This window comes from Vibrio sp. TAP-3B, assembly GCF_057784735.1.
The window spans coordinates 1,510,616-1,531,749 of record NZ_CM173495.1; the positions used below are offsets into that span (position 1 = coordinate 1,510,616).

Genomic DNA, 21,134 nt, shown 5'->3' on the forward strand with positions numbered 1-21,134 from the left:
AGCGCAAACGTTTGCCATCTATATTTAAGCACTGATAGAATAGCGCCGTTTTCATATCCAACTAAATACCGAGGACTTCCCTGTGAGTGGTAATAACTCTTCTCTGAGCTATAAAGACGCTGGTGTAGATATTGATGCGGGCAACGCGCTTGTGGATCGTATTAAGGGTGCAGTAAAACGCACTCGCCGCCCTGAAGTGATAGGGGGGATCGGTGGTTTTGGCGCGCTATGCGAATTGCCAACCAAATACAAACAACCTGTACTGGTTTCTGGTACTGATGGCGTAGGCACTAAGCTTCGCCTGGCACTGGATATGAACAAGCACGACACTATCGGTATCGACCTTGTTGCGATGTGTGTCAATGATCTTATCGTGCAAGGCGCAGAGCCACTGTTCTTCCTCGATTACTACGCAACAGGTAAATTGGACGTTGATACCGCAGCGGATGTAGTTTCGGGTATCGCGGAAGGCTGTATTCAAGCAGGTTGTGCACTTATCGGCGGTGAAACGGCTGAAATGCCGGGCATGTATGAAGGCGAAGACTACGATGTGGCAGGCTTCTGTGTGGGCGTCGTCGAAAAAGAAGACGTGATTGACGGTACCAAAGTAGCCGCAGGTGATGCGCTCATCGCCGTCGGCTCAAGCGGTCCACACTCAAACGGTTATTCTCTGATCCGCAAGATTCTTGACGTGTCTGGCGCAGATAAAAACGAAGAGCTCGCAGGTCGCACTATCGGCGAACACCTTCTTGAACCGACCAAGATTTACATCAAATCTGCACTTAAGATGATTGGTAAGCACGATATCCATGCAATCTCTCACATCACTGGTGGTGGTTTCTGGGAAAACATACCACGCGTACTGCCAGAAGGCACAAAAGCGGTGATCGACGGTAACAGTTGGGAATGGCCAGTAATCTTCAAATGGCTACAAAAAAAAGGGAACGTAGATACACACGAGATGTATCGCACATTTAACTGTGGTGTTGGTCTAATCGTCGCCCTACCGAAAGAGCAAGCAGATGCAGCGGTTGCTCTTCTTAGAAAAGAAGGCGAAGACGCGTGGGTAATTGGTGAAGTCGCTCAAGCGGAAGCTAATGAAGAACAAGTTGAAATCAAATAACTTGTGAATCACGCTAAAAATAGAACGAATGGGGACGTTATGTCCTCATTTTGCTATCTGGCAGATCGAAAACCATTCTAATAGTAGGTAATTTATATAGCCTACAATATCAAGATCAAGGTAATCTCAGTATCATGAAAAACATTGTGGTCCTCATCTCGGGTAACGGCAGTAACCTGCAAGCCATCTTGGAAGCTTGCGAAGACAACATGCCAAACGCACAGGTCGCGGCCGTGTTCTCTAACAAAGCAGACGCTTATGGTTTAGAACGTGCAAAACAATTTGATGTGAACGGTCACTTTGTCGATCCAAAAGCGTTTGATTCTCGAGACGCTTTTGACGCGGAACTAATGAGCCAAATCGATAATTATCAGCCTGATATCATTGTCTTAGCGGGATACATGCGCATCCTCAGTCGTGCGTTTGTTCAGCACTATAGCGGCAAGATGATCAATGTTCACCCTTCTCTATTACCTAAATATCCGGGCTTGCACACCCACCAACGTGCGATTGATGCCAAGGACAGAGAGCATGGCACCAGTGTTCACTTTGTGACGGAAGAGTTAGATGGCGGCCCTGTCATTTTGCAAGCAAAAGTCCCGGTATTTGAGGAGGATGATGCCGATGCACTTGCTGCCCGTGTTCAAACTCAGGAGCACAATATCTACCCTATGGTCACCAAGTGGTTGATTGAAGATAGGTTGAAGATGCAAGACGGCAAAGCTTGGCTCGATGGTCAAGCTCTTGGTATTCACGGCTACGCTGCCGAAGAAGAGTCATCTTCTGAATAGATCCAAAAAAGGCAGTTCAGTGACGGCCTTTTTCTTCGACTATCAGGTTTTATTCCAGTGGCTCAATGGCCGCCTGGTTGCCCGGTTTAGCTGCGGCAAACGGCACATTTGCTAATTCAGACGCATTGTTTTCGACTAACTCGCCGAGATGAAATAAACCGTACTCTCCTGGTTTCATTCGTTGCCACGCTTCATTACCAGTCAAAGGTTGAGTGGCAATAACAGAGACAATATCGTGCGGTGTCGTTTCTTCTTGGAAGTTGATTTCTACATCCTCATCAAGCAACACGGCTTTACCGAATGGCGCACGTCGTGTGATCCAATACAAGTGATTAGTACAATACGTCATGACGTACTCACTATCACTGAGCAACATATTAAAGACGCCCTTGTCTTTTAGCTGGTCACAGCATTTAGCAACATAGAGAAAAACCGATTCCATATCTTCTGGAGGCTCAGGATATCGATCTTCCATTTGTTTCAATAGCCAACAAAAGGCCAGTTCACTATCTGTCTCGCCGACTGGTCGATGCCGACCGGTATGCAAGTCTTGATAACCTGATAGCTGTCCATTGTGGGCAAAAGTCCAATACTTCCCCCATAACTCACGCGTAAAGGGATGGGTGTTTTCTAAATTAACCCCTCCACGGTTAGCCTGACGGATATGACTCACCACCGCTCGACTTTTGATCGGGTAATTTTGCACCAACTCAGCAATCTGAGACTCACAACTCGGTTTGGGATCTTTGAAGGTCCGAAATCCCTTCCCTTCATAGAAGGTTATGCCCCATCCATCGCGATGTGGACCAGTTCGGCCTCCACGCTGCATAAGCCCGGTGAAGCTGAAACAAATATCCGTAGGAACATTGGCGCTCATGCCGAGCAATTCACACATCGTTTACGAACTCCTTATCTTAAATATCGACCTAAACAAGTCACAGGTTATTTTCTGGTAACAGCCGCTGATAACCATGTTGTCAATTTGCACACTCACTCGTTGCAATCCGTCTCTTTGCCACTAGCGCAGAGTTACTTATTCAGGTCGATACCAGGCCGCAACCCCAGTCGAAAAAGCTGCGTACCCTATGATTCCATCTCTTTTTCAATCAACTGAATGATAATGTGAATAATCTTAATATGTACTTCCTGAATGCGGTCAGCGTAACCAAAGTGTGGTACACGAATTTCAACGTCAGCGAGACCGGCCATTTGTCCACCATCTTTACCTGTCAGTGCGATGGTCTGCATACCTTTAGCTTTTGCCGCTTCAATCGCTTTAAGAATATTGCCTGAATTGCCAGACGTCGACAAACCAAACAAAACATCGCCCTTACGACCCACAGCTTCAACGTAACGAGAAAATACAAAGTCATAGCCAAAGTCGTTACTGACACAAGAAAGGTGGCTTGGATCTGAAATAGCGATACCCGCATAGCCCGGACGATTTTCACGGTAACGACCGGTGAGCTCTTCTGCAAAGTGCATCGAATCACAATGAGATCCCCCATTCCCGCATGACAGTACTTTACCATCTTGCTTGAATGAGCCTGCAATCATTTTCGCTGCTGCTTCTATTTGCGCAATGTTATGGTCATCGCTTAAAAATTTATTGAGCACTTCAGCCGCTTCGTTTAATTCACTTCTAATCAGATCATGGTACATAACACGTTCTCTTTATTATTTAGGCTGTCGGAAATCCATCGCTTCCTCAGCAAATTGTTCTGATGCTAATTCAGCACCTAACATTTCATAAACCTGAACTCGGGTTTGATGCCTCTGAGTTTACCCACAAACGAGAATTAGTGTCGATAGCGAAGCAACAGATTTAGATTAGTGATAGTAATAAACTTGTTAACTTGCTTACAAAATCATCACTCAAATCGCAACTTTAAAATTTTAACCCTACTTAGATCACTTTTTACCCAATCTTATGTTTTACATTTCCTTAATATTTTGATTACACTTAGCCAACTGGTTAGACCTCTTACCTAGCACACAGACGTACAACACTTATAAAGTCTGAAAAGGAAAATACATATGGACATCTTGCTCTCAATCATCACGATGATAATCGTGTTAGGCGTCACGCTCTATCACCGAATGAGCCTCGTGAAATCCATCAGCCTTCTAACTATTACCATGTTAGTGCTGACCATTACTGGCTCAGTAGGGTTGATAGGCTGGGCGATTTACGTACTTGCTGCAGCCATCCTCGCGGTTCCCAGCGTTCGTCAGTCTTTAATTAGTCGTAAAGCGCTGGCGCTTTTCAAAAAAGTGCTACCTGCCATGTCTCAAACAGAAAAAGAGGCACTAGACGCAGGCACAGTATGGTGGGAAGCCGAACTATTCAAAGGCAAGCCTGAATGGCAAAAGCTTCATGCCATTCCAGCACCTAAATTAAGTGCCGAAGAACAAGCATTTCTTAACGGTCCGGTTAATGAAGTGTGCGCCATGGTCAGTGACTTCCAAGTGACCCATGAGCTAGCAGATTTGCCTCCGGAAGTATGGCAATACTTAAAAAATCATAAGTTCTTCGCCATGATCATCAAAAAGAAATACGGCGGTCTTGAATTTTCCGCCTACGCGCAGTCTTTGGTACTACAAAAACTCACGGGCGTATCGGGCGTTCTATCTTCAACCGTTGGTGTGCCGAATTCTTTAGGCCCTGGAGAGTTACTGCAACACTACGGTACTGAAGAACAAAAAAATCATTACCTACCGCGCCTAGCAGAAGGCAAAGAGATCCCATGTTTCGCCCTAACCAGTCCAGAAGCTGGCTCAGATGCAGGCTCAATCCCAGACTACGGTGTGGTCTGTAAAGGCGAATGGGATGGTAAAGAAGTCTTAGGTATGCGCCTAACTTGGAACAAACGCTACATCACCCTTGCACCAGTAGCGACTGTACTCGGCCTAGCCTTCAAACTGCGTGATCCTGAAGGCTTACTGGGCGACAAAAAAGATCTCGGTATTACCTGTGCGCTCATCCCAACGGATGTGAAAGGTGTAGAGATTGGAAACCGTCACTTCCCTCTTAACGTACCATTCCAAAATGGTCCAACGCGCGGTAACGACATTTTTGTGCCTATCGATTTCATTATTGGTGGCGAAAAAATGGCTGGCCAAGGTTGGCGTATGCTGGTTGAGTGTTTATCGGTCGGTCGCGGTATCACGCTTCCTTCAAACTCAACCGGTGGCATCAAATCAGCCGCAATGGCAACCGGGGCATATTCCCGTATCCGTCGTCAGTTCAAACAACCTATCGGTTACATGGAAGGGGTTGAAGAACCGTTAGCACGACTAGGTGGTAACGCCTATGTAATGGACGCGGCAAGTAACCTAACGGTGGCAGGTATTGACCTAGGTGAAAAGCCATCGGTTATCTCGGCAATCGTGAAGTACCACTGTACTCACCGTGGTCAACAAAGCATTATCGACGCCATGGATATTGTAGGCGGTAAAGGTATTTGCCTTGGCCCTTCTAACTTCCTAGCACGTGGTTACCAAGGTTCGCCAATCGCCGTAACCGTGGAAGGTGCCAATATCCTAACTCGTTCAATGATCATCTTCGGCCAAGGTGCCATTCGCTGTCACCCTTATGTTCTAGAAGAAATGAACGCGGCTTACTCTCACGCCAGCGATGCAGTTGAACAATTCGACAAAGCCCTTGCTGGTCATGTGAGCTTCACCATGAGTAACATCGTGCGCAGTATTTGGTTTGGCTTAAGTGATGGCTTAAGCTCATCGGCTCCAACCAAAGATGCCACCAAGCGCTACTACCAGCAATTAAACCGTTACAGCGCGAACTTAGCCCTTCTGTCTGATATCTCGATGGCCGTGCTGGGTGGGTCACTAAAACGCAAAGAGCGACTGTCTGCACGTTTGGGAGATATCCTAAGCCAATTATACCTCAGCTCAGCGACACTCAAACGCTTTGAACAAGATGGACGTCCAGTCGAAGATCTTCCTCTTGTTCATTGGGGCTTACAAGACAGCTTAAAACAAGCAGAAGTGGCCGTAGATGAGTTTTTAGCGAACTTCCCGAATAAAGTAATTGCCCGGGCGCTACGTGTACTCATCATGCCATTTGGCCGCATACGTAAAGCGCCAAGCGATAAATTAGACAGCAAAGTCGCGCGTATTCTACAAACCCCAAGTGCAACACGTTCACGCATTGGGCGCGGTCAATACCTTGAACCAACCGAGCACAATCCTGCAGGTAAGATTGAACTGGCCCTCTCAGTGATTCTTCAAGCAGAACCGCTGTTCGACAAAGTATGTAAAGCACAAGATAAGCGCCGCCCATTCTTGCGTTTAGATATGATGGCACAAGAAGGACTAGATCAAGGTATTCTTACCCAAGAAGAAGCGGAACTGCTAAGAGAAGCGGAGCAGCACCGTCTAGATACCATCAATGTCGATGACTTTGAGCCGGAGCTACTTGCCGCAAAGCCACTATACCCTCAGATGGATAGCGTGGCTTAAACGATCCTCTGAGACAGTAAAACGGGAGCCGCGATGGCTCCCGTTTTGACTTATAATGGCTCCAAATATCTCAAAATCAAACCAGTACTTTTCCAACACGAATGCTTAAGTGAACCTCACCAAATAACGTTTTCGCTTTTCAACGGATAAATAGCTCACAGGCGTTACGACGAAGCGGTGTATACTTTAAGTAACTCAACTACATATAGAGTAAATCTGTTGGCCAAAACATTATTCGCACAATGGTTTCCCGGGCTAGTCCAACTTAAGCATTATCAAAAAGAATGGCTTGTTAACGACTTTAGAGCGGCTTTTTCTGTCGTCGCGGTGGCGCTACCTGTCGCCATCGCTTATGCACAGTTAACCGGTGTTTCTGCGATTGTCGGCCTGTATTCATGCGTATTGCCCATGCTGGTGTATGCTGTGATGGGCACTTCTCGACAGCTCATTGTTGGCCCCGATGCGGCGACCTGCGCGGTTATCGCTGCTGTCGTTACCCCTCTTGCGGCAGGCGACCCAACCAAACACTGGCAATTGGTCATGACCATGACCGCCATGACAGGTATTTGGTGCGTACTGGCAAGCCGATTCAAACTAGGCATTTTTGCTGACTTCCTATCTCGTCCTATCCTTCTGGGACTACTCAACGGTGTCGCCCTCACCATCATTGTGGGTCAGTTTGCGAAAGTCTTGGGCTTAAAATACGAACAACGTTATCTACTTGAGCAATTATGGGAGGCGCCTCAACGTTTAGCAGAACTTCACTGGCCTACTTTAACGTTAAGTATTGCAACGGTTGTGGTTTATCTGGTGACGAAACGCTATCGCCCAGCTTGGCCAGCGGCAATGCTCGCCATACTGGTCACGACAACCTCGGTTTGGCTATTCCATCTACAAGAGATGAACGTCTCTGTGGTCGGCCTGACTCAAGGCGGGTTTCCACAATTCCAAACACCAAAGTTCGAGCTAGGTGAAGTGCGCGGACTGGTGGTTCCAGCACTCAACCTTGCTATCGTGAGCTTTGTCAGCATGATGCTCACCGCGCGCAGTTTTGCTGCTAAAAATGGCTATGATATTGACGCTAATAAAGAATTTCAGGCATTGGGTTTTGCGAATATAGCTTCTGCCTTTTCTCAAGGGTTTGCGATTAGTGGCGCCGACTCTCGCACCGCAGTCAACGATGCAAATGGCGGCAAGTCCCAACTCGTATCGATCATTGCGGCGCTCACCATTGCGGTCATCGCCGTGTTTATCTACGAGCCTTTACAGTTTATCCCTATTGCTTCACTTGGCGTCGTCTTGATTATTGCGTCCTTGTCGCTACTCGATCTCAAGGGTATTTGGACGTTAAAGGCACGTGACAAAGACGCGTTCTATCTTGCCATCATTACCTTCGTGTCTGTTTTAGTCATTGGTGTGATTCCGGGCATTACATTAGCCGTGCTTTTGGGGTTATTTCAGTTTTTACGCATCGTCATGCGGCCGAGTGATCAGCTGCTTGGATTGGATGAGAAAGGTACTATTCGTACCATCGACGACACGGGCAAAGCCTCACCTATTCCAGGCATGGTAATTTATCGATTCAACTCACCACTTACCTACTTTAATGCCCCTTATTTTAAGCGCCGAGTGCTAGAACATGCAGAGCGTCACAAAGATGCCAGTTGTGTCGTGGTTGATGCGGTATCAAGCTTTACCCATCTTGATTTAAGTGTAATGACAACGCTGGCTGACATTCATGACGTATTGAAAAAGCGAGGCATACGTTTGGTTCTGGCCGGACGAAAACGACGCTTACGTCAATGGTGTGAGCTCACTGGGATCAGCACCAGCGAGGGCGGTATCTTACTGCGTGCCGATATGTATCTCGCCATTAAGCTTAGTGGCTGTTACATCAATGCGGTCGGTGAAGGACAAATACCGACGGTACAAAAAGAGCCCGACTTGGAGCAACCACCAAAACCGATACCTGAAGTGGCTTAAATGGCCATTTAAAACCGCCATCGCCCTTTCTGATAGATACTCAATACAGACGATTTGGCAAGCTCAGTAAAATGCTGTTTTCAACTAAACGATTTCAGATTAGGGAAAGAAGACTAATTCTGCTAAAATCCGCTCCCTTCCTATCTTCATGACAAAATACGACCGTCTTGTTTGGAGCGGAAACCACACAACCCACCACCTTGGTTAGTAAGATACTTGGGAGCTCGTTATGATGACTGATGAAGAAAGAATTGAACTACAACAAAATAACCCGTTACACGGTCTTAAGTTAGAAACATTGCTGCAAGAACTTGTGGATTTCTATGGTTGGGACATTCTAGATACGGCTATGCGTTTTAACTGTTTTCATACCAACCCATCGATTGCGAGCAGTGTTAAGTATTTAAAGAAAACCGATTGGGCGAGAGAAAAGCTAGAGAACTTCTACCTATACCGCTTTAAGCGCATGCCTCGCGCCTCTAGCGAAGAGTATGACCTGACTCCACGAGCTCGTACGTTCCCACATGGCCTAAAGCCGAAGGAGCCACTGGAACTGACGGTTGACTCAATTTTAAAGTCACAAGCTAAAGCAGCATCCGCTCATAAAGAACGCTCATCACGTAATCGTCCTTTTCGTCGTTAATTCCTCAATTCCTCGGAATAATAGTAAAAGAGCGATGTATAGGTAACTTGCATGGCTCTTTACTTTTTGTACGACTACTGTAAAGCTAACGTTTGCAGGCGAATATTTTCATGTCCTACCGATTCCAATAAAGAATGTTTGTATAAATCTCACTAAACATTCTGCAACTCTCTACCACTTTGTCATTCATACTAACTCTGCTAAAACACGAGGAACTTTGAACAAATTACTGCGTCCTTTCTTCACTATCTCGTAAGTTCCTAATTTATTCCTTCCAAACTAGACTAATCTTTCCAATATAAATTCATAGATTTGTTCTTGAATGAGAAGGGATTGATTGGGAGTTATGGATGAGCTTAACCGGCTTAATAAATGATTTTGTGTTGTTATGGGCTGTCGTTGATCCTATCGGTACTGTTCCAGTGTTTCTTGCTATTGCAGCAAATAAATCGGAATTGGAGCGACGACAACTCGCGATAAAATCCGTCTCAATCGCCTCACTGGTGCTCTTATTTTTTGCAATCGCGGGTGAAGCATTACTTCAGGCAATGGACTTGCCACTGGCGTCATTTCAGGTTGCAGGAGGCATCATACTTTTTATATTTGCTACAAGTATGATATTCGGCTCTAGTAAGCCTGATGATGAGATCTCACAAATTGAAGGACATAATCATTTGGCAATTTTCCCACTGGCTATGCCCTCAATTGCCTCACCAGGAGCGATATTAGCCGCCATTATGATGACTGATAGCCATAGAAACTCGCTGAACGAACAACTCATAATAATAGCTTTATTGGGTGTTGTATTACTCTCAGTGCTTGCTCTTTTGCTTTGCGCGTCTGCAATTTATAGAGTTATTGGCTCTGCTGGTTCCAGTATTATAAGTCGTATCATGGGGTTAATTCTGGCAACAGTCGCTGTTGATCATATCATCAATGGAATAATAAGCCACATAGGTATAATTGGAGATCTTAAATGAAAAGAGAACCGCATGAGGAGTTACCGTTAGACGAGCCTGACCGAATCATTCGTGTTAGTCATATAGCCATTCGTTTCGCCGTTAAGCTTTTGGCCGTTTTAATGGTCATTGTCATTTACTTCGGTATCGTGGATGTATTATATGTTTTATACCAACGCCTGACTTCAGATCCTTTGTATTTGCTGAATATTAGCGACATTTTTGAGACTTTTGCAGCCTTTCTCGCAGTACTCGTTGCAATCGAAATCTTTGTCAATATTCGCATCTACCTCAAGGGGTATGAGTTTCCTGTAAAGCTTGTGGTTGTGACAGCCATGATGGCCGTGGCCCGAAAAATTATTGTACTTGATTTTAATAAAATCGACGCATTAGAAGTTTTTTCGTTAGGGGCCATTATGGTGTCGTTAGGCTTAACATATGGCGTGATGCTTATTGCCGACAAAAGAAGGCAAGAGGATGAAGCACTTGACCGCATTAATCACAAATAACTGTTCAAGTCGACTCGGTAATTGAACCATGAAAATAAAGCCTAACGAACCCAAGACAACGACTATCATTGTTGATTTGTTTCCTTAAAGCTTTATTCACCGTTTTAAGCTGATTCATCACTTAATCTGAATGTCGTTCGTTTCCGGCCCTTTACGCAAATCATCTAGAAAGATCCCGACACTTTAACCAAACTCAGTCAGCTCATAGAATCGGTCTATCATTAATAACCCGACGTATGACCATGTTTCCGTTTTCTAACTCTTTGAGTCGCTGAACAACTATCTTCTTACTCGCTCCTGTTACCATATATTCAATGGTTATTCAGACATTAGTTTGTATCTCGATAAAGTTATTATTCAACGAGCATGACTAATTTTGGTAAAGAAAAACTCATTCATTACCACTGTCATGCTTGGTTCTTTATTAAATTGACATTTGACGGTTTCTTAATCTGTGTTTAAGATCTCTTTTTTGTTTTTCATGGAGTGACCCAATGTCAATTACGCCGCCTTAAACCACATCCCTCATTAACTCCTTTCTACTATTAACTAACTTCATAATTTAAGAGTAAATTCATGATTGAAACGATGAAACGTGATTGGTTGTCCAATATACGTGGTGATGTGCTGGCTGGCATAGTTGTAGCGCTGGCTTTGATTCCTGAAGCGATTGCTTTTTCCATTATTGCAGGCGTTGACCCAAAAGTAGGCCTTTATGCCTCATTTAGTATTGCATTCATCATCTCTATCGTCGGTGGCCGACCAGGAATGATTTCAGCGGCAACGGGGGCGATGGCTCTGTTGATGGTCACTCTGGTCAAAGAACATGGCCTACAATACCTATTAGCGGCAACTGTACTCACTGGTGTCATTCAAATTCTCGCCGGCTACCTCAAACTAGGGGATTTGATGCGTTTTGTTTCTCGTTCAGTGGTAACGGGCTTTGTAAACGCTTTGGCCATTCTTATTTTTATGGCGCAACTGCCAGAGTTAACCAACGTGACATGGCATGTTTATGCGATGACGGCTGCGGGGCTTGCCATTATCTACTTATTTCCTTATGTCCCTTATGTAGGCAAGCTTTTACCATCACCTCTAGTGTGCATTATTTCCCTTACGGTTGTCGCTATTGTGTTTAACATCGACATTCGCACCGTGAGTGATATGGGCCAACTACCCGATACTCTACCTATATTTTTATGGCCTGATGTCCCTCTAAACCTAGAAACACTTTGGATCATTTTACCTTACTCATTAGGTCTCGCGATTGTTGGCTTACTTGAGTCGATGATGACGGCGACGATTGTTGATGACTTAACTGACACTAATAGTGATAAAAACCGCGAATGTAAAGGCCAAGGTATTGCGAACATCGCAACAGGCTTTATTGGCGGTATGGCAGGTTGTGCCATGATTGGTCAGTCCATTATCAACATCAAATCTGGCGGTCGTGGTCGTTTGTCTACATTCTGTGCGGGCATCTTTCTCCTGATCATGGTGGTTTTCCTCAGTGATTGGTTGAAACTTATCCCAATGGCGGCATTGGTGGCGGTTATGATTATGGTTTCAATTGGTACTTTCTCTTGGAGTTCAATTAAAGATCTCAAGTCTCATCCGTTATCAACCAACATCGTCATGATTGCGACCGTTGTCGTGGTCGTTGCCACTCATAACCTCGCGATTGGTGTGTTTGTGGGCGTATTACTCGCTTCACTCTTCTTTGCCAACAAAATTGGGCGTTTCATGGTGGTTAAAAGTGATTTATCCGAAAACGGTGACGAGCGTACTTATCGTGTTATTGGGCAGGTCTTTTTTGCTTCATCAGATCAATTTTTAAAAGCATTTGACTTTAAAGAAGTCCTTGAGCGTGTCACGATTGATCTCTCGAATGCCCACTTTTGGGATATCACCTCTGTTTCTTCTTTGGACCGCGTTGTTATCAAATTCAGACGAGAGGGAACAGAAGTTAATTTGATTGGGATGAATGAAGCAACGAGCACTATCGTTGATAAATTTGGTATCCACGATAGACCAGAAGAAGTCGAAAAAATGATGGGCGGACACTAAGGATCTAATTATGACAAACATAATCGCTTGTATAGATGGGTCGAGCTATTCCCAATCTGTCGCCGACATTGGTGCATGGACATCCCAGCGCCTATCCGCACCATTAACGCTACTTCATGTGTTGGATAAGTCATCTCAAGAAACAGAAAGTGAGTTAAGCGGCAATATCGGTCTCGGAGCCAGAGAACACTTACTTACTGAACTTATCGAACTTGATGAGCAGCGAGCAAAAATAGCGCTGAAGCATGGCAAAGCTTTATTAAACGATCTAGAGCACCACTTAGTAGAACACGGTTTCAATACTATTCATAAGCTACAAAAACATGGCAACTTAGTCGAAACATTAACGGATATAGAGCAAGACATCCGTGTTTTGGTTATTGGCAAGTCAGGTGAACTTCACCAGAATGACACCAAAACCATCGGCTCACAGTTAGAAAGTGTCGTGCGTTCAATCAAATCACATATTCTCGTTGCACCGGACGGTTTTTCGCCGCCAGACAGTTACGTACTTGCCTTTGATGGCAGTGCAATTAGCGAAAAACTGGTTGATAAGGCGATTAAAACACCGCTTCTGAAAGGGATGACATGCCACCTAGTGATGGTTGAAGACTCCAACAGCAAAACTGATGCATTTTTAAACGCAGCGCAGAAACTCAAAGCCAATGGCATAACGGTTGTTGAAGTGAAACTACAAGGTGAAGTTCATTCCGCTATCTTGAAATATCAGCAACAACAAAACATTGGCATGATTGTTATGGGAGCTTACGGGCATTCGATACTTCGTCAGTTTTTTGTCGGCAGCAATACGACACGGATTATTACCGACACGACAGTGCCACTCTTACTGATTAGATAACCCTTTTTAAAGCCTTCCTGACAGAAGGCTTTTTTTGAAAAGGGTTATAAAAACACAGACAAAACTGTCATTATAAGTACCACCTCAAACAAAAAAGCGAAGCCGTTGAGCTTCGCTTTTTTTGATCGTGACCTTTATTTCTTTGGGACTTCCAGTTGCATCTCTGGCATGGTGTCGCGTTTGGCTTTTATGTTACGCCAGACTCCCCATGCGACAAGGCCAATCAATAGCACGATGAGGTTACCTACCGCAATGATGATTATGCTACGCTTACGTTTAGCTTCACGCTCAGCAATGATGCGCTTTTCCATCTCGATACGGCGCAGCTCAATAAGCTCGGCTTCTTTGGCGATTCGTGCAGCTTCTAGATCGACTTCATCGACAACGCTGAAGGTTTGCTCTTGAATTGGAAACATCAGCGGGCGCTGCGTGGCGAAATCAGTGGCAAAAACCTTTCCTCGCCATGAGTATCTACCCAATTCAGCATCGTTGTTCAGGCTTAGTGTGGTTTTCATCCCCTCTTTGGAGACTTGCTTTTGGCTGTAGCTAATAAAGCCATCTGGTGCGTGTTGCTCGACCGTTGTCGCAATAGAGCCTGGTGCGATCATACCCTGCTCCCCTCTGACGACCAGCTGATGGGCCTTATCAGGATTTCGAGCTTGGATAAAGGTTCGAGTGATTGGGTTCGGATAAACCAAGATGACTTGCTCTTGCGCGCGTAAAAATACGCCATTGCCAGAGGTGATTCGCGCACGGTACTTTCCGGGCTCAACGTCTATTGGTAGTTGGACGGTAAATACGCCATCGCCCGCTTTTTCATCTAGGTCACGACCATCATCAGAAAACTCACCCACTACTATTGGGACTGGGCGCGCTTCTTTGATCAGTTCATCTTCATTTTCGACAAACTTCCTAAACGTGACTCGCAGGTTTATCCGGTCAAGAAAATCACGCAGCACAAGCGGTTTATCGTCTGAGGTTAGACGCGCAGTGAATTTAAGCGCTTCGCCATTATAGAGTCGATTTGGGAATTCATCTGTGCTGAGTTTTAAATGCGAAATTAAGCGGATATTATTTTTTGGCGTTACTTTACCAACCGCCTGCCATGGCCCCGGCATTGGGTTATCGACGGAAATGATGTCGAGCGAGGGTTCTTGGTACCAACGTACATTATCGTAGGTACCCCAAGCGTAATACTTTTTACCATCAGGACGCACTAATACGACAGGTTGAGAGCGTTGTTTACGATAAACCAAAAAAGTAATCTGTTCGATGGTCGGATCAACCCGAAAACGATTATCTAACAAAGAGATGGCGGACTCACTCGCTGCATTCGCGAAACAACTCCAGACCGCGAATAATGCGATCGACAAAGCCCTCAACATAGCTTCTCCTATTAGTGCCAAATACTGTCGTTCACCAATTCTAGTCTTTTCTGGTGAGCTTCTAGTTCATCGGCACTTGCATGCAAAACCTTTAGCGATTTTCGTCCCTCAACGCGACGAATGGTTTCAACTCCCCCCTCTTGTTTGTTAGCGTTGAATTCTAAATTCGTTTGCCCACCAGTCATGAATAGGTAAACGTCGGCTAGAATCTCCGCATCGAGTAATGCCCCGTGGAGTGTGCGGTGGGAATTATCAATACCGTAACGTTCACACAAAATATCGAGATTGTTTCGTTTGCCCGGGAAGATTTTCTTCGCCATGGCTAGGGTATCGGTCACCCTACAGAAATCCGCCGTTTTACCAATGTTGGGATCGAGCATATTAAACTCGTTATCCATGAAGCCCGTATCGAAGGGCGCATTGTGAGCAACAAGCTCGGCCCCTTTGATAAAGTCGAGAAACTCTTGGTGCACGCTCGCGTATTCGGGTTTATCAATCAAGAATTCATCGGTAATACCGTGAACCTCAACCGCTTCGGATTGAATTTCGCGGTCTGGTTTAAGGTAGACGTGGAAGTGACGACCAGTCAGCTTACGGTTGATGATCTCCACGGCACCGATTTCAATAATGCGGTGCCCCATGTAATGAGGACCACCTTCTCGGTTCATACCCGTGGTTTCGGTATCGAGAACGACAATGCGGTTATATTCAGAATTGCTGCTGGTATTCATAAGGTTATGTATGTCAGACTATGCTTTATTAAATGTTTCGGCTAATAGTACCAAAAATATGACCAAACACGTTGAGATTTTCACTGACGGTTCTTGTTTAGGCAATCCTGGACCTGGTGGTTACGGCATCGTCTTGCGTTACAAAGGGGTAGAAAAGACGCTTTCTAAAGGCTATACGCTGACTACCAACAACCGTATGGAAATGTTAGCAGCCGTCGTAGCACTTCAAACGTTAAAAGAACCTTGCCAAGTAACATTAACCACGGACAGTCAATATGTGCGCCAAGGTATTACACAGTGGATTCACAACTGGAAAAAGCGTGGTTGGAAAACGGCGGGCAAAAAATCAGTGAAAAATGCGGATTTATGGCAAGCACTAGATAAAGAAACCGCACGCCACAAAGTAGAATGGCACTGGGTAAAAGGTCACGCTGGCCACAGAGAAAACGAAATCTGTGACGAACTCGCCCGTACCGCGGCCGAGAACCCGACTGAAGAAGACAAAGGTTACCAGCCTTCCTAACTTTTCTCGTTCGATACCTTCCTTACTGCACTACCCTCTCGATTCATTACTCCCAGTGGTGAGAGTTTTTTCTTCAAACGCCAATGAGGTTTAATCGGTTTGAGAGGGTATGTTCTTTTACGCGCCACGATATAATACAAGCTTCCTGCTGGCGATGCCCAGTGACCTAAACTGTTTTCTAACCAAGTCCACATTGTCCGGTAACGCTTCATCGGAAACAGCGCATAACGATCGCAGTGAATGACTTCATAATTGAGCAGCCCTAACCAGTCTTTAATGCGATTAGATGTAAACATTCGTCCACACCAAGGCACATTGTGTTTACGCCAAGGGAACAAACTCGCTAACCCCGTCAAGCTGAACGGGTTAAAGCCCGTGATGATCAAATAGCCATCATCCATCATGACTCTGTCTACTTCTCGCAGCAAACGGTGTGGATCTCTTGCGTAGTCAAGCTGATGAGTGAACACCACCACATCAAAGCTTTTTTCCAAAAAGGGCAATTCATAACCATCTGCAATCACATTATGCAACGGGTTCTGGATATCTACGTTGACTTGGTGTTGAATGTTACAATTACAGCTGGTTAGCTCACAGCTCAACCCGCCCAGCTTGAGCATATGGTAACCGAAGAATTTCGGCCACCACTCGTCAAGTCGGGTCTGGATTGACTCAAGTACCCACGGACCGTTGTTCATTACTGACCAACTCGACGGGTGTGGTATAGTTTTGTTGCTGAGTGCTGGTTTCATTAACCACCTGACTAAAATGGGTGACGGAGAACGAATCGTGTTAGAGATCAAAAGCATACCCGCATTTAATGATAATTACATCTGGCTGATACAAAATAGCGATAAACGTTGCGCGGTGGTTGACCCGGGCGATGCTAAGCCAGTGTTAGAATACTTGCAGGCTAACGAGTTAACTTTAGAAGCAATCTTGATCACACACCACCACAACGATCACATTGGTGGGGTTCCAGATTTAGTCCGTGCGTTTCCAAACGTAACCGTTGTCGGCCCCAAAACAGAACCAATTCCAACCCTTACGACACCAATGGAAGAAGGAGACAAGCTAGAACTGTTTGGTGAGATCTTCTTGGTGCTGGGGTTACCAGGTCACACCTTAGGCCACATTGGTTATGTCGGTGATGGTAAACTATTTTGTGGTGATGTCCTGTTTTCTGCAGGCTGTGGACGTATTTTCGAAGGTTCGTCAGAGCAGATGTTTGAATCGTTAAGTAAACTCGCGTCCCTACCAGAAGAAACGCAAGTCTTTTGCGCTCACGAATACACTGCCAGCAACGTCGCTTTCGCTTTAGCGGTCGAGCCAGACAATGAACAACTTCGCCAGTATCGTGATGATGTCAACAGGCTTCGAGCGCTCAATATTCCAACGCTTCCGACAACAATACGCAAAGAAAAGTGGATTAATCCGTTCTTACGCTCTACCAACCCAGAGGTCGTTAAGTCCGTTGCGAACCGCATTAAAAACAGCGATCCATGCTCGGTTTTTACTGCTTTACGTGAGTGGAAGAACGAGTTTTAACCATTTTCTGCTTGTAAGTTTACCAGACCCCAGTATTATCATGGGCTGATTTTTCGAGAAGCGCCACTGGCGCTTCTCTTACTTTGGGGTTGATATGAATCTATTTTAAGTTCCCCCTAGTGCGTAACTTAGAAGCTCTCACCTCTATTTATTACTTAGTGTTTAAAGATGTCTATTATCTTGCGACTGCCACGTAATTTGTATTGCGCGACAGGCAGGTGAAGATAAACAGGCCCTAAATAGGCTGAATCCATGCGTTTGAAGTATACCTGGGCGTTGGCGTTATTATTATCTGGCTGTCAATTGACTCAGTCAGACTCAACAACGTCTTCTACACCAGAAACCAACAAGTCCGAGCAAACTGCAAACCAAAATGCAGCTACCGCTCAATCAAAAAGCAAACCATCCCTAGCAAAAAAGACGGCTGGGGATACACCAAAAGCTCTCTCTCCTCAGGAACAGGAAGATGTGTGGCAACGTATCGCTATGCAGCTTGAAATGGACATCCCTAACAACAAAAAAGTGGACTATTACCGCACGTGGTATTTAAAGCACCCAAACCACCTTTATACGGTGTCGAAACGTGCTACCCCTTTTCTCTATATGATCACAGAACGTATAGAAGAACGCGGGCTGCCAATGGAGTTAGCTCTACTTCCTGTGGTTGAAAGCTCATTCGATGCCTTTGCATACTCACATGGCAGTGCTGCGGGTTTATGGCAGTTTGTTCCTGGCACCGGAAAAATGATGGGGCTTGAGCAAAACTACTGGTATGACGGACGCCGAGATGTGGCAGCGGCTACCGATGCGGCGCTGGATTACCTCGTTAGACTGAATCAGCGCTTTGATGGCAGCTGGGAACACGCCATTGCTGCGTACAATAGTGGCGGCGGCCGTGTTTCCAGTGCTATCCGTAAAAATAGAAAGCTAGGCAAGCCTATCGACTTCTTCTCTTTGGATTTACCAAAAGAGACCAGCAGCTACGTGCCTAAACTTCTGGCGTTGGCAGATGTCATCGCAAACCAAGATAAATACGGGCTTAATATTCCAGCGATTCCGAACAAGCCTGTCCTTGCTCTTGTTGATCCTAAAGAACAATTAGACCTAGCGATTGCAGCGGATTACGCTGGCATTGGAGTTAAAGAGCTACAAAGCTATAACCCAGCTTACAATCAATGGTCTACGGCTCCAGAAGGCCCGCATCAACTTTTGATCCCGATTAAGAAAAAAGATGTGTTCCTAGCCAAAGTGGAAAAAAACCGCGGCAAAGGAATGAAAGTGGCTCGCTACAAGGTAAAATCTGGCGATTCTCTGAGTGTGCTGGCTAACCAATATGGTACAACCACGAAAGTCATTCGGCGTGCAAATGGCCTTGCCAACGATAACATTCGCATTGGCCAGTATCTGTTGATCCCAACGTCAACGAAAGACGACTCTAAGTACGCTTTAAGCGCTCAGAACCGTTTGAACAAAACCCAATCTCGAGCTCGAGGTCAATTCAAGCTAACCCACTCGGTTCAGTCTGGGGAAAGTTTGTGGTCAATCGCGCATGATAACAAAGTATCATACAAGTCTCTGGCGAAATGGAACGGCATGGGTCCAAAAGATCCATTGCGCGTTGGTCAAAAACTGGTGATTTGGAAGAACGCAGACCAAGGTGCGGTCATTCGCACGGTGTTTTACAACGTTCGCTCCGGCGATACGATCAGTGGCATTGCCAGCAAGTTTAAAGTCAAAACAAACGACATCGTGAAATGGAACGCGCTACAAAAGAGCAAATACCTACAACCAGGTCAAAAACTTAAATTATACGTTGACGTAACGAAGGTGAGTGTATGAGCCCATCAAGTAATCCACTTGTAATGTTATTGGATATTTTCCGTTCTCCAACGTCTTGTTTTCTTGCGTTGTATCAGCGTGGCGCTTGGGGGTGGCAACCGTTCATCTTCTTGATGCTTAGTCCGTTTTTATTCTGGGGCGCTTACTTTTCGAATGTCGATTTCACGTGGCTTAGTGACCAACTTGCCGTGCAGTTTCAGCAAATCGACCCGAAGCAGATTGAGCTATTAGAACCCAACACTCTGATGGCAAGTGCGATCATCAATGATGTATTCAACCGCTTTGCCACCTTACTGTTGCTTGCGCTTTGGTTCTTTTTAGCAACTAAAGCAAGTAAACAGCCATACGGTTACTGGAAGTGGTTTGCCGCATCGTGTGCGGTTTTGTTTCCTGCCGTGTTAGGAGACATTGCAAGCTATGCTAGTTTGCTATTGAAACACGGCGAGGTCATGACTTACGCGGCGGATCTGAACAGTCTTAATGGTTTATTAAAGTTGCCACTGACCAACGATTGGTCTCACTTTGCCAGTTCATTACCTCTGCTTCTGCCTTGGTACATTGTACTTGGCTACGGTGTGGTGTTAACTTGGACAGAGTTTGAACGAGGGCAAGCTTTAGTTATTGCAAGTTTACCATGGGTTGTCTTTTACGTAATTTGGGCGCTGTACCTTGTCGTGATGTAACCCAACCGGCTTCAGTTACCTAAATCAAACGACATCAACAGTGGATTATGATCGGAAGCGTCGCTCTGCGGCGCTTTCGCGTATTTAAGAGTAAGTCCTCGGTAAAACACATGATCCAATGGTAATCCAGTAATAAATTGGGTGCGATGGTCCGGAGAAAAAGTCACTTCTTTCAAGCTTGCCGCTTTTAAAACCTTGCTCATCGCATCGACTCGGGACTCACTCCAACTGTTGAAGTCTCCGGCAAACAAAACTGGTCCGGTATGATTTTTTAAGAGCATCTCTAGTAAGGTTAATTGCGACACGTACTCTTGCATCCCAACCGTAAAGTTGATGGCATGCACATTGATGACGGCAAGACGCTCCCCATTGCTCAAATAGTATCGGCTGTACAAGGCGGACTTGGGTAAGCGTAACCACGGCTCTTTCGACGTATAAGCACACGCTTTTTCTGGTTGCTCCTGCCCGATGCTAATCACACCAACGCCACTTCCTAATGCTTTAAACGCACTAACTTGATTACTCACCCAGTCACCCTCGACTAACCACTGCTTAAAGGTTTGAGTCATGCTGGCTTCTTGCAGTAATAGCAGTTGTTTGTTAGCCGAAAACTCATCAAGCTCGCGTTGCCAATTATTGCGATTTTGTTTGTAAATATTCCAAACCAGCACATTGAGTTCACCACCATTATCCAGTGCTTTTGAGCCACCAAATTCAATACATCGAATCTCTTGGGTGATTTTCGAACCGGTTTGAGTAATGATCTGCGGCTGCTCTGGAACGGTAAAAATCACTTGAAAGCTAACTAACACAACCATGATGAGAAAAGCTACAGCTAGGACAACACGCTTAAACATACGACACCTGAATCCAGTTTATATACCCAAATGACTTTAAGAGGCTCTTGTCTGCGTACTTTCACTGTTTCGATTGCAAGGAAAACAACAAAGCGTAATAGTCGATTCTTTCCGGGTTGTGCGGGTATAGAGGCTAAAACAAAAAAGGAGCC

19 protein-coding genes are annotated in these 21,134 nt (G+C 45.4%); 13 read left to right on the top strand and 6 right to left on the bottom strand.

What is annotated here, in order from left to right; all coding sequences use genetic code 11:
- The first annotated feature begins 82 nt into the window (after positions 1–82).
- Entirely contained in the window at positions 83–1,123 is a 1,041-nt protein-coding gene (gene purM / locus AC3D28_RS07140; RefSeq protein WP_488536020.1) for a phosphoribosylformylglycinamidine cyclo-ligase, read from the top strand.
- 134 nt (positions 1,124–1,257) lie between these two features.
- Positions 1,258–1,914 carry a phosphoribosylglycinamide formyltransferase gene (gene purN / locus AC3D28_RS07145; RefSeq protein WP_488536021.1) on the top strand — a complete coding sequence of 219 codons (657 nt, stop codon included), beginning with the start codon at positions 1,258–1,260 and terminating at the stop codon, positions 1,912–1,914.
- Between the two features lie 49 nt (positions 1,915–1,963).
- On the opposite strand, the gene AC3D28_RS07150 is transcribed toward purN, so the two are convergent.
- A complete protein-coding gene (locus AC3D28_RS07150) occupies positions 1,964–2,809 on the bottom strand; it encodes a class II glutamine amidotransferase (RefSeq protein ID WP_098415067.1) in 846 nt (281 codons plus the stop codon).
- Between the two features lie 188 nt (positions 2,810–2,997).
- Entirely contained in the window at positions 2,998–3,576 is a 579-nt protein-coding gene (gene lpcA / locus AC3D28_RS07155; RefSeq protein ID WP_488536022.1) for a D-sedoheptulose 7-phosphate isomerase, read from the bottom strand.
- A 375-nt stretch (positions 3,577–3,951) separates the two neighbouring features.
- Between lpcA and fadE the strand changes: the two genes are divergently transcribed.
- The 7 genes from fadE to AC3D28_RS07190 all read left to right on the top strand — a co-directional run bounded on the left by fadE (position 3,952) and on the right by AC3D28_RS07190 (position 13,416).
- Positions 3,952–6,396, top strand: a complete 2,445-nt coding sequence (fadE, locus tag AC3D28_RS07160; protein ID WP_488536023.1) for an acyl-CoA dehydrogenase FadE — start codon at positions 3,952–3,954, stop codon at positions 6,394–6,396.
- Positions 6,397–6,615: 219 nt separating this feature from the next.
- Positions 6,616–8,379, top strand: a complete 1,764-nt coding sequence (locus tag AC3D28_RS07165; RefSeq protein WP_488534370.1) for a SulP family inorganic anion transporter — start codon at positions 6,616–6,618, stop codon at positions 8,377–8,379.
- Between the two features lie 229 nt (positions 8,380–8,608).
- A complete protein-coding gene (locus tag AC3D28_RS07170; protein WP_488534371.1) occupies positions 8,609–9,022 on the top strand; it encodes a VF530 family protein in 414 nt (137 codons plus the stop codon).
- A 350-nt stretch (positions 9,023–9,372) separates the two neighbouring features.
- Positions 9,373–10,002 (top strand): MarC family protein, encoded by a 630-nt coding sequence (locus AC3D28_RS07175; RefSeq protein ID WP_488534372.1) that lies wholly within the window; start codon positions 9,373–9,375, stop codon positions 10,000–10,002.
- Positions 9,999–10,490: a phosphate-starvation-inducible PsiE family protein gene (locus AC3D28_RS07180; RefSeq protein WP_098415061.1), complete on the top strand. Its 492-nt coding sequence runs from the start codon at positions 9,999–10,001 to the stop codon at positions 10,488–10,490. Before AC3D28_RS07175 ends, AC3D28_RS07180 begins: the two co-directional genes overlap by 4 nt.
- Before the next feature lie 576 nt (positions 10,491–11,066).
- Complete coding sequence (locus AC3D28_RS07185) at positions 11,067–12,557, top strand: SulP family inorganic anion transporter (RefSeq protein ID WP_098415060.1); 1,491 nt, start codon at positions 11,067–11,069, stop codon at positions 12,555–12,557.
- A 10-nt stretch (positions 12,558–12,567) separates the two neighbouring features.
- Entirely contained in the window at positions 12,568–13,416 is an 849-nt protein-coding gene (locus tag AC3D28_RS07190) for a universal stress protein (RefSeq protein ID WP_488534373.1), read from the top strand.
- Positions 13,417–13,550: 134 nt separating this feature from the next.
- On the opposite strand, the gene AC3D28_RS07195 is transcribed toward AC3D28_RS07190, so the two are convergent.
- Positions 13,551–14,801, bottom strand: a complete 1,251-nt coding sequence (locus AC3D28_RS07195; RefSeq protein ID WP_488534374.1) for a TIGR03503 family protein — start codon at positions 14,799–14,801, stop codon at positions 13,551–13,553.
- An 11-nt stretch (positions 14,802–14,812) separates the two neighbouring features.
- Positions 14,813–15,532, bottom strand: coding sequence for a DNA polymerase III subunit epsilon (gene dnaQ, locus AC3D28_RS07200; protein WP_098415057.1), 720 nt, complete (start codon positions 15,530–15,532; stop codon positions 14,813–14,815).
- Positions 15,533–15,590: 58 nt separating this feature from the next.
- On the opposite strand from dnaQ, the gene rnhA reads away from it, so the two are divergent.
- Positions 15,591–16,055: a ribonuclease HI gene (gene rnhA, locus AC3D28_RS07205; RefSeq protein ID WP_098415886.1), complete on the top strand. Its 465-nt coding sequence runs from the start codon at positions 15,591–15,593 to the stop codon at positions 16,053–16,055.
- Here the strand turns inward: rnhA and AC3D28_RS07210 are convergent.
- Positions 16,052–16,807, bottom strand: a complete 756-nt coding sequence (locus AC3D28_RS07210) for a class I SAM-dependent methyltransferase (protein ID WP_098415056.1) — start codon at positions 16,805–16,807, stop codon at positions 16,052–16,054. The genes rnhA and AC3D28_RS07210 overlap by 4 nt on opposite strands.
- A 37-nt stretch (positions 16,808–16,844) precedes the next feature.
- Here AC3D28_RS07210 and gloB point away from each other — a divergent pair, with 37 nt between their 5' ends.
- From gloB to AC3D28_RS07225, 3 genes are all read left to right on the top strand, one after another.
- A complete protein-coding gene (gloB, locus tag AC3D28_RS07215) occupies positions 16,845–17,603 on the top strand; it encodes a hydroxyacylglutathione hydrolase (RefSeq protein ID WP_098415055.1) in 759 nt (252 codons plus the stop codon).
- 252 nt (positions 17,604–17,855) lie between these two features.
- Complete coding sequence (locus AC3D28_RS07220; protein WP_488534375.1) at positions 17,856–19,442, top strand: lytic transglycosylase; 1,587 nt, start codon at positions 17,856–17,858, stop codon at positions 19,440–19,442.
- Positions 19,439–20,125 carry a YIP1 family protein gene (locus tag AC3D28_RS07225; RefSeq protein ID WP_488534376.1) on the top strand — a complete coding sequence of 229 codons (687 nt, stop codon included), beginning with the start codon at positions 19,439–19,441 and terminating at the stop codon, positions 20,123–20,125. The genes AC3D28_RS07220 and AC3D28_RS07225 overlap by 4 nt, the downstream gene beginning before the upstream one ends.
- 11 nt (positions 20,126–20,136) lie before the next feature.
- On the opposite strand, the gene AC3D28_RS07230 is transcribed toward AC3D28_RS07225, so the two are convergent.
- Positions 20,137–20,982 carry an endonuclease/exonuclease/phosphatase family protein gene (locus tag AC3D28_RS07230; RefSeq protein WP_488534377.1) on the bottom strand — a complete coding sequence of 282 codons (846 nt, stop codon included), beginning with the start codon at positions 20,980–20,982 and terminating at the stop codon, positions 20,137–20,139.
- Positions 20,983–21,134: the final 152 nt, after the last annotated feature.